Origin of the sequence: Synechococcales cyanobacterium T60_A2020_003, from assembly GCA_015272205.1 — a bacterium.
GTDB lineage: Bacteria > Cyanobacteriota > Cyanobacteriia > RECH01 > RECH01 > JACYMB01.
This window is the reverse complement of the sequence record JACYMB010000106.1, coordinates 1-8,680: the sequence shown is the minus strand read 5'-3', so window position 1 is coordinate 8,680 and position 8,680 is coordinate 1. Positions and strand designations below refer to the sequence as shown.

General features: G+C 53.0%; 10 protein-coding genes. 7 read left to right on the top strand and 3 right to left on the bottom strand.

Annotation, left to right across the window (positions count from 1 at the left end):
* The first annotated feature begins 3 nt into the window (after nucleotides 1-3).
* Nucleotides 4-645, top strand: coding sequence for a GUN4 N-terminal ARM-like repeat domain-containing protein (locus IGR76_05450; protein ID MBF2077962.1), 642 nt, complete (start codon nucleotides 4-6; stop codon nucleotides 643-645).
* Here the strand turns inward: IGR76_05450 and IGR76_05445 are convergent.
* On the bottom strand, nucleotides 636-788 hold the full coding sequence (locus tag IGR76_05445; protein MBF2077961.1) for a hypothetical protein: 153 nt from the start codon (nucleotides 786-788) through the stop codon (nucleotides 636-638). The two genes, IGR76_05450 and IGR76_05445, sit on opposite strands and share 10 nt — an antisense overlap.
* Before the next feature lie 182 nt (nucleotides 789-970).
* On the opposite strand from IGR76_05445, the gene IGR76_05440 reads away from it, so the two are divergent.
* Both IGR76_05440 and IGR76_05435 read left to right on the top strand, forming a co-directional pair.
* Nucleotides 971-2,278 (top strand): threonine synthase, encoded by a 1,308-nt coding sequence (locus IGR76_05440; GenBank protein MBF2077960.1) that lies wholly within the window; start codon nucleotides 971-973, stop codon nucleotides 2,276-2,278.
* A 42-nt stretch (nucleotides 2,279-2,320) separates the two neighbouring features.
* A complete protein-coding gene (locus tag IGR76_05435; GenBank protein ID MBF2077959.1) occupies nucleotides 2,321-2,596 on the top strand; it encodes a MoaD/ThiS family protein in 276 nt (91 codons plus the stop codon).
* Between the two features lie 160 nt (nucleotides 2,597-2,756).
* Here IGR76_05435 and IGR76_05430 read toward each other — a convergent pair whose 3' ends face one another.
* Nucleotides 2,757-3,413 carry a dienelactone hydrolase family protein gene (locus tag IGR76_05430; protein MBF2077958.1) on the bottom strand — a complete coding sequence of 219 codons (657 nt, stop codon included), beginning with the start codon at nucleotides 3,411-3,413 and terminating at the stop codon, nucleotides 2,757-2,759.
* 165 nt (nucleotides 3,414-3,578) lie between these two features.
* Nucleotides 3,579-4,358, bottom strand: coding sequence for a DUF475 domain-containing protein (locus IGR76_05425; protein ID MBF2077957.1), 780 nt, complete (start codon nucleotides 4,356-4,358; stop codon nucleotides 3,579-3,581).
* 147 nt (nucleotides 4,359-4,505) lie between these two features.
* Between IGR76_05425 and IGR76_05420 the strand changes: the two genes are divergently transcribed.
* The 4 genes from IGR76_05420 (at nucleotide 4,506) to IGR76_05405 (ending at nucleotide 8,343) form a co-directional block, all read left to right on the top strand.
* Nucleotides 4,506-6,347 carry a serine/threonine protein kinase gene (locus tag IGR76_05420; GenBank protein ID MBF2077956.1) on the top strand — a complete coding sequence of 614 codons (1,842 nt, stop codon included), beginning with the start codon at nucleotides 4,506-4,508 and terminating at the stop codon, nucleotides 6,345-6,347.
* 69 nt (nucleotides 6,348-6,416) lie between these two features.
* A complete protein-coding gene (locus tag IGR76_05415) occupies nucleotides 6,417-6,968 on the top strand; it encodes a zf-TFIIB domain-containing protein (GenBank protein MBF2077955.1) in 552 nt (183 codons plus the stop codon).
* A 52-nt stretch (nucleotides 6,969-7,020) separates the two neighbouring features.
* A complete protein-coding gene (locus IGR76_05410; protein MBF2077954.1) occupies nucleotides 7,021-7,524 on the top strand; it encodes a TIGR00725 family protein in 504 nt (167 codons plus the stop codon).
* Nucleotides 7,525-7,629: 105 nt separating this feature from the next.
* Complete coding sequence (locus tag IGR76_05405) at nucleotides 7,630-8,343, top strand: hypothetical protein (GenBank protein MBF2077953.1); 714 nt, start codon at nucleotides 7,630-7,632, stop codon at nucleotides 8,341-8,343.
* The last annotated feature ends 337 nt before the right edge of the window (nucleotides 8,344-8,680 follow it).

Here is an 8,680-nt window from a genome sequence, read left to right as displayed (position 1 = left end):
TCCATTGAGGCGATCGCCCAATCCGGTGAAGAGGGGCTAACCCTGCTGATGGATTACCTCTTAGTGTTGCAGAGTAGTCAATCGCTTGAGCCGACCAACATAGCCAACGGCAAAATCTACCAAGTGCTCTACTCTGCCCAAACCGATGCAACCCAGGATTTCTTAGCGACCCACTTTCCGACGGGTATTCTGCCCCTGGAATCGCAACGGGGCGTAGACTACACCAAACTACAAACCCTCTTAGCTAAACAAGAGTTTGAAGACGCCGATCGCATTACAATTCAGAAACTTTGCGAATTAGTAGGCGATGCTGCGATCCGCCGCAAGTGGCTTTACTTTACGGAAGTGCAGAGCATTCCAGTAGAGGATTTGCGCCTGATTGATACCCTGTGGATGCTGCACTCCGAGGGCAAGTTTGGCTACTCTGTCCAACGGGAGATTTGGCTAGGGGTGAACAAAGATTGGGATCGCCTCTGGCCGAAAATTGGCTGGCGATCGGAAGCAGCCTGGACTCGCTATCCCCAAGAGTTTATTTGGGATTTGTCTGCACCGCGAGGACATTTGCCCCTGTCAAACCAGCTCCGGGGTGTCCGCGTGATGCAAATGCTGATGACCCATCCCGCCTGGACAGAATCTCAGAACTGATCCGAGGATGGGCGATCGCCCAAACCTTCACCCGTCAAGCTTTCGACGGCGCGTGCTGACTGAACTGTTGGCACGCGCAAAATTTTTTGGGGCAATTTTTCAAAAAATTTTGAATAAAATCCGCTCAAGCATTGCTTCAGCATCCCCAAAACAGTTGCTTGTCAAGTACTGTGTCAATTCCGACTATTTTAATCGGGTTTGTTTGACGCTGGTTTTACCCCGTGTTACCATCATTTCAATGTTCAGGCAAAACAGCGTGAAACCCTGACCAGACTTGAACTTGTTACGTTTTCAGCTAACGTTGAGAATTTTTTGAGAAACTGACATGACCCAGGCAACCATTCCCACCACAAGCGCATCCACGGGTACCTACTTCACAGGGCTGAAGTGTAAAGAGTGCGGTGCAGAGTACGAAGCCCAAGCGATCCACGTCTGCGAACTCTGCTTTGGCCCCTTGGAAGTGGTTTATGACTACAACCGCTTGAGCCAAGTGGTCACTCGCGAAACGATTGAAGCGGGTCCTAACTCGATCTGGCGCTACCGCAATCTGCTTCCTGTTTCGACTCAAGATCCGATTGATGTGGGCACTGGCATGACGCCGCTCCTGAAGGCCAATCGCTTGGCGCGTCGCCTGGGACTGAAAGAGCTATACATCAAGAACGATGCGGTCAACATGCCCACCCTCAGCTTTAAGGATCGGGTGGTTTCGGTGGCGTTGACGCGGGCACGCGAACTCGGTTTTACCACGGTTTCCTGTGCAAGTACCGGAAACTTAGCCAATTCCACAGCGGCGATCGCGGCTCACGCAGGTCTGGAATGCTGCGTCTTCATCCCGTCTGACTTGGAAGCGGGTAAGGTTCTAGGCACCCTCATCTACAGTCCTACGGTGATGGCTGTTCATGGCAACTACGACCAGGTCAATCGCCTGTGTTCTGAAGTGGCGAACACCCACGGATGGGGATTTGTGAATATTAACCTCCGCCCTTACTACTCCGAAGGGTCTAAGACCTTGGGCTATGAAGTTGCCGAGCAGCTAGGCTGGAAACTTCCCGACCATGTGGTTGCACCGCTAGCATCCGGCTCACTATTCACCAAGATTTACAAAGGATTCCAAGAGTTCACCACTCTTGGCTTGGTTGAGGAAAAAGCCGTGCGCTTTAGCGGTGCCCAGGCGGAAGGGTGTTCTCCCATCGCCCAAGCCTTCCGCGAAGGTCGCGACTTCATCAGTCCGGTAAAACCCAGCACCATCGCAAAATCGATTGCGATTGGCAATCCCGCAGACGGTGTGTATGCGGTTGATATTGCTCGTAAGACCAATGGCAACATTGAATCCGTAACCGATGCAGAAATCGTAGACGGGATTAAGCTGCTGGCTGAAACCGAAGGCATCTTCACAGAGACCGCTGGCGGAACAACGATCGCAGTTCTGAAGAAGCTCGTCGAAGCAGGCAAAACTAATCCTGATGAAACGACCGTGGCCTACATTACCGGAAATGGTCTGAAGACTCAGGAAGCGGTTCAAGGCTACGTTGGCGAACCGCTCACGATTGAACCCAAGCTCGATAGCTTTGAGCGGGCGCTCGAGCGAGCTCAAACTCTAGAGCGTCTGGAATGGCAGCAAGTGTCTGTCTAAATTGGTACGTTGTAATCGATTCGGTTTGATGTTAGATATCCTATGGCTGTAAAAGTTTTAATTCCTACCCCCCTGCAAAAGTTCACTCGTGACCAGGCAACGCTGGAATGCGAAGGTAGCAATATTTCTGAGCTACTCGATGCGCTGGATCAAAACTTTCCGGGCATCAAAGCTCGGTTGTGTGATGATCAGGGACAGCTTCGCCGATTCATCAATTTCTACGTGAACAATGAAGATATCCGATTTTTGGATGGACAAAATACCGCTCTCCAGTCAGGGGACGAGGTCAGCATTGTACCTGCGCTTGCGGGTGGCTGATCGCTCAACCCAAATTTTCCTAATCTCTTGAGCGCACCATCTCAGAGATTGGTATAAGTGTCAGTTTCAACCGTGTTCTCAGACGAGAACACGGTTTTTTTATGTCGCTTAGCAGTCTGGTCTGGCGAATTGCTCAAAAAAGACCAGGATTTTGGGAGATTTAAGCGATCGCCCCCTTCAAAAAAGCTAGCGTCCGTTCCCAGGCATCGGCGGCGGCCGTAGGGTTGTACACCTCTGGTCGAGTGTCGTTGAAGAAAGCGTGATCGGCGTTGGCATAGGTATGGGTTTCAATCTGCCCCCCAGCATCGCGAATCGCTTTCTCCAAGGCCAGCACGGCGTCTGGGGGGACAAAGGTATCCTGGTCGCCAAAAATGCCCAACACTGGCGCTGTTAAATTAGCGAAATTGGGAGAAACGTTAGGATGAATACCGTAGAAATCAACCACTGCACCGATTTGGTTGCTGACCGTGCCTGCCAAGAGCGCTAGTTGTCCCCCCATACAAAAGCCCACCACGCCAACTTGGGTACTGCTCACCGTTTCGTGATTGAGAAGGAAGTCGATCGCAGATTTGAGGGATTCTGCGGTTTGCTCGATATTCAGCGCCATAAACAATCGACCTGCTTCATCCGGAGAAGTTGTCGTTTCTCCGTGATACAAGTCCGGGGCTAGGGCAACATAACCTGCCTTGGCAAAGCGATCGGCAACCGACTTGATATGGGGAACAAGTCCCCACCACTCTTGCAGAATAATGACCCCTGACCCTGTGCCCGTTGCGGGAGTTGCCAGATAGCCTACGTTTTGAATTTCGGTTCCCATAAAACGCCTACGAGTAGTGATTGCTGTTAATCAGCATACACAGGATTGCTAATCCCAGGGATCCGCCAGTAGTCGTGCGTTTCTTCTCAGTTAGACCATTGGAATATAACAAGAGTCTCAACTCGGACGTTTCAGACGATTCAAGAGAACCCGCTTACTAGGAGATTAATCGACAGAAGCTTCCTGCGCCTCACGGGGAGCTTCTAAGGCTTCTAGGGCTTCTAGGGCATTGAGAGTCGATGAGGAAATAGACTGCTCGCCAGCATCAGGTACCACTCGTTTCGAAAATCCCCAAGCGAACAGTAGGCCAATCATCATGATCATGACCCATTCTGGGGGAACGAGGAGCGGATCAATGACCCGGATAATGAGCCGCACCCCCACCAACGCGACGGTGGTGAATCCTGCATCCTCTAGGTAAACGAACTCATCGAGCCAGCGGATGAATAGCCCTGCCATAAATCGGAGGGTGATAATGCCAATCGTCCCACCCGCTAGCACTAGCCAAACTTCATTCGAAATGGCGATCGCCGTCGTGACACTATCCAGCGAAAAGGCAAGGTCAGCCAGCGCAATCATCGGAATCGTCTGCCAGACGGACGCAAACTTGGGCCCGTGGTGGCGATGGTCTGCATCGACATCCGACGAGCTGAAATGTTGATACACCAACCACAGCAAGTAAGCAGCCCCCAGGATCTCAAATTGCCAAAATTGGATCACCCAAGTTGCGGTTAGAATCAGAAGCATCCGAAGGACAAACGCAACCACAAGGCCAATATTTAAAGCACGCTGCTGCTGCTTTTCCGTATCTAGACCTTGAGCGATCGCAGCCAGGGCGATCGCGTTATCCGCTGACAGGACGGCCTCTAGTGCGCCGAGCACCACTAACAGCAGCAGAGTGTCAATACCAAGGTTTGGAGAAAGATCGAGGAGTTTGTCGAGCATCAATACCAACAATGATTGTGCAGGTCGATTGTGCAGGTCTGATGTGAGTATCGCAGATATCTCACCGCATCAGATCAGCGGTGAACAATTCTTGTTCTCTACCTAGCTTAACGTTATCTTCTCAGAATGCGGAGAGGGAAAACCGCCATGAGTTATTGCCTCAACATCCGTTGCCCGAAACCTGCGAACGCGAGCCGCGCGACCTTTTGTACAGCCTGTGGTCGTCGGCTAAAACTGGGCGATCGCTTTCGAGCCTTTCAGCCGATCGGAGTTGGCTACTCTAGCCGCACATTTTTGGCAACGGACGAGAGTAAATTAGCCAATGCTCGCTGCATCTTCAAAGAGTACGAGCAGGTGGGGGATGGCGAAAATTTGCGCCGAGAAATCATGCGGCTTGATCCCATTCTTCAGCATCCCCAGATCCCGAAACTGTACGCCTACTTTGAGCGGGATGGCTACACCTATCTCGTACAGGAATTTATTAGCGGTAAAAGCTTGCTCCAAGAGATGCAAGAGTTTGGCGCCTTTGATGAGCCTAAGATTTGGGCGATGCTGAATGAACTGCTGCCCGTTCTGCAATTTCTCCATACCCATCGGGTCATCCATCGGGATGTGAAACCCGCGAACTTGATTCGCCGCGATGCTGGAGGTCAGGAGGGTGCGCTGGTGCTGGTCGATTTTGGTTCGGCAAAGTACGCCACCCATTCGACGCTGGCACGGGTGGGCACCGTCATTGGTAGTGCCGAGTATGTCGCCCCAGAGCAATTGCTAGGCCAAGCCACGTTTGCTAGCGATCTGTATAGCTTGGGTGTGACCTGTATTCACCTGCTTACTGGACTACCGCCCTTTGAACTCATCAATTCGGCCAATGGGCAATGGGTATGGCGCAGTGTGGCGGGCATGGTGAGCGATCGCCTTGCCAGGATTATCGATCGCCTGCTGGAAAAGTCACTGGATAAACGCTACGAGTCGGTGGAAGAACTCCAGTGGGATGTGAAGGCTGTTCGGGCGGAGCAATCTTCGCGCCAGGTCAGTCCCTTTACGGTGTCCGAACCTGCGATTTCTAGGGTGCCCGATCCTGCACCGACGATCGAAGAAACCTGGCACTGTGTCCGATCGGATAGGGTAGGAGTCGCCGTCAATGCGATCGCCCTTTCCCAGGATTGGCAGGATGGGTATGCGGCGGGAAATGACGGTCAGGTGTATCGCTGGAGCATGGATTCTGTGCCGCCCGAACCTTACCTCAAGGCGCACTCCCAACCGATTGAGGCGATCGCCCTTCACGCTGACGGTTCCTTAGCAACGGGCAGTCGCGATCGCACCGTCAAACTCTGGAATGGCAGTGAGCTTCAGCATACCCTAGAGGGGCATCGCGACATTATTACGGCGATCGCCTTTGATCCGTCGGGTCAAACCCTATACAGCAGCAGTCGCGATAAAGGGGTGCAGGTTTGGGATCTAGAATCCGGGTCGCTAATCCACCGCTTCGAGCATCCGAGCGCGGTCGAAACCTTTATCCTCAATCCTCCGTTCTTAGTCTGCGGTGATGCGTCGGGAAGTGTACACCTGTGGCATAGCCCAACCCGTGAGTTAATGCGTCGTTTAGCCGCTCATCAGGCATCGGTGAGTGCGGTGGTGATGACCTCCCTGGAACCGATGCGCGTACAACCCGACCCCGATCGCTTCATCGTGATCAGCAGTGGATGGGATATGGAACTGCGGGTACGGAATTTCAATACCGGAGGGTTGCACCATTTGCTGAAAGGCCATCGGCTTCCGGTAACGGCAATCGCCCTGCGGAGTGATGGTCAGCGCATTGCCACCGCCAGTCATGACGGTACCGTTCGCCTTTGGAATCCGTCCTCACCCGTGGGTATTGCGACTCTGTCAGGGCAAAGTCCAGTGCTGGCGATCGCCTTTGCCGAAGGTGGCGGATTAGTCTGTGGTCGCCAGGATGGAACCCTAGAGTTTTGGCAGCAGATCCCGTGACCGCGGAACAATTCGAGACAGACAGTGGTTTAATGAAACCTCAGAAGGCTTGGTAGGGAGAAACGAGTTGTGCTGTGTCCGAAAGATCGACGATTTGAGCTAGTTGCCAGTACCTTAGCAGGCGAAATGGCGGTTCACAGTTGCCCCGACTGCAAAGGCACTTGGATTCCTGCCGATGAGTACACCACGTGGCAACAGCGTCATCCTCACTCTTTATCGGATGCTCTGCCAACACTGGAAGTGGATTATGTTCAGTCGCCGTTTGATATGAAAGCGGCTCTGTGCCCGGAATGCAACCGCTACCTGGCGCGTGCTAAGGTTGCCCTGAAGACACCGTTCTACGTCGAGCGCTGTCCCAACTGCCAGGGCATTTGGTGCGATCGCGGCGAGTGGGACACGCTAGAGCAAATGGGACTCCATTTCGCCATCGAACAACTGTTTTCCAGCGAGTGGCAAACCCGAATTAAGGAAATTGAGTATGCCCAGCGCGAACGCCAAGCCACCATTGAAAAACTGGGCGAAGAGGTCGCGGCGAAGGTATTTGAGTTAGCGGAACTCCTGGAAGATCACCCCAACGGGGATTTTGGCGTGGCCTACCTGATGCGGCGATTTGACAAATAAGGGTGCGGGTTCAGAATGATCAGGGATTAATCGCTCAGCGGAGAGAGGAATCATGCCCTACCTGATGATTGGCGTGATGGGGCCTGGGGAAACGGCATCTGACCACACAATTCAGCAGGCGTATCAGTTAGGGAGACTAATTGCTCAGCAAGGCTGGGTGCTCCTGTCAGGGGGACGCAACACGGGCATCATGGAGGCCGTGAGTCGGGGGGCAAAGGCTGCGGATGGCCTGGTCGTTGGCATTTTGCCCCATAGCGATCGCTCCCGGATGTCTGCTGCTGTTGATATCGCCATCGTGACGGATTTGGGCAACGCTAGGAATAATATTAATGTGCTGTCTAGCGATGTGGTGATTGCCTTTGAGGGGAGTATGGGCACGCTTTCGGAGGTAGCCTTGGCGCTCAAGGCTGAAAAACCTGTGATCTTGCTGGATTGGAGCGAACAAGGGCGTTCCTATCTCAGGGCGATCGCTCCCCATCTGAGCATTGCGGCTGATCCAGACGAGGCGATCGCGATCGCGGCTCACCTGCTCAAGTCCGAGTCCCAAACGTCCTAAACGAGTTTATTAATGGAACATTGGGCGATCGCTCCTAGTCTAGATCAGAGTTCGTGGTTATTGAATGTGTCGTCTTGCTCAACGATTAAGGTTGTCATTTGCCGTATGTCTCACGCCAAAACTCGCACCGTTTCTGTTATGGCATCGCTGTTGATTGTGGGTGTTGCCTTGGGGGGCTGCTCTACGAAATCAGCCCCTTCCGCAACCGAACCGTCTTCGCCATCTGCCGATTCTTCGCCTCAGTTGACCAGCCCTGATGCGCCAAAAGCTGCGTCTCCCAAAACAGATGGCACATGGACGACCCTGCTACCGGGTGAGGCGAAGGATGATCTGAAGTTCAGCACTGACGGAACCTTGAGCGATCAGGACAAGGTTTTACTGGATAGCATTCCGGTGACCTACGTGAGTGATGGGTCTGCCCTGTACGCCAAGCGGTTAGTGGTGTCTGACTCCTCTCCATCTGGGAATTACACCTTTGTCAAAGGTTGTGAAGAGGCCGATCCCAGCAGCGGATTGTGCTGGGCTGTGTTCTTGGTCGATCGCGCGGAGGGCACGGCTTACCCGGTGACAGTGGGTAAGTATGGGGGCAAGGATTGGGTGCAGTGGTCTAGCGATGATCGCTATGCGGTGCTTGTTGAGGTCATGGAAGGTTCTTCCTGGATCTACGTCGTTGATCTCCAAACGGAAGCCTCAAAGAACCTGGGCGAAATGAGTGCCAATATTGACCTCGAAAGCTTCCAGTGGACGGGCGATCGCACCTTTACGATTACCGTTGACGGTTCGCCCATGCAGGTAGATTTGGATACGGTATTCCAATAATTCTGCGCCTACTGACACTCTAGGGAATTAAAAACACCCTCTGCTGTTTCAGAAGCGCGATCGCCCGATGCAATCACCCATGCAAATAGCGCCTTGTTGTTATGCTCTACCGTGGCAGCATAGGACACCGCAGGACGCGGGGTTGATGATCCAAATTCGGTGGCTTCTCCCTATTGAATGATGACGGGAACGGATTGCCCGCAGAGGGTCAGGGTTTCTATGTTTTCTGACGAAAAGGTAATGTTTTCCTCGTTCGAGCCAGGATAGCTATCCCGAAACCCTTTTAGCTTCTCCGTGAAAGCCCCGCACTCTGCCGAAGGCGAGTGTCGGGATGAAA